At 48.5% G+C, this 712-nt stretch carries 1 protein-coding gene; it reads left to right on the top strand.

Going from position 1 to position 712, the window contains the following annotated elements; all coding sequences use genetic code 11:
* On the top strand, nt 1-712 hold a 712-nt coding region (locus tag AB4486_RS23720; protein WP_372119034.1), incomplete at both ends, for an SDR family NAD(P)-dependent oxidoreductase.

Consider the following 712-nt stretch of genomic DNA (forward strand, 5'->3'; position numbering starts at 1 on the left):
CTACCGATGGTATCGGCTTCGAAACGGCAAAAGTACTTGTTCAACAAGGTCACCACGTTTTATTGCATGGACGTAACCCAAGCAAACTCAAAGACGTAGAGCAGCAACTTGTGGCTATCTCTGCTGAAGCGAAAATTCAAAGTTACGTAGCAGACTTGTCTGTTCTGGCTGATGTGGATGCGCTGGCTGACAAAGTAATTGCTGAGCACGATAAGATTGATGTACTGATTAACAACGCAGGTGTGTTCAACACTCCGAACCCGATCACTAAAGACGGTTTAGATGTTCGTTTTGTTGTGAATACCATTTCACCATACCATCTGACTAAACGTCTGCTACCTGTACTCGGTGCATCTAGCCGAGTGGTTAACCTGTCCTCAGCAGCACAAGCAGCAGTGAACATCGAAGCGCTAGAAGGCAAGAAGCCAATGTCTGATGGCGACGCTTACGCACAAAGCAAGCTTGCGATCACTATGTGGACTCGCGAGATGGCAAAAGAGTTAGGCTCTACAGGGCCAATGGTGGTTGCGGTCAACCCAGCTTCGTTACTAGGCAGTAAAATGGTGAAAGACGCTTACGGCATTGCAGGCGGCGACCTAAGCATCGGTTCTGATATTCTGGTTCGCGCATCATTGTCTGACGAGTTCGCACAAGCGGGCGGTCAATACTTTGATAACGACAACAACACGTTTGCGAACCCGCACCAAGATGC

It is taken from the genome of Vibrio sp. 10N.222.55.C6 (genome assembly GCF_041473395.1).
Lineage (GTDB): Bacteria > Pseudomonadota > Gammaproteobacteria > Enterobacterales > Vibrionaceae > Vibrio > Vibrio crassostreae_C.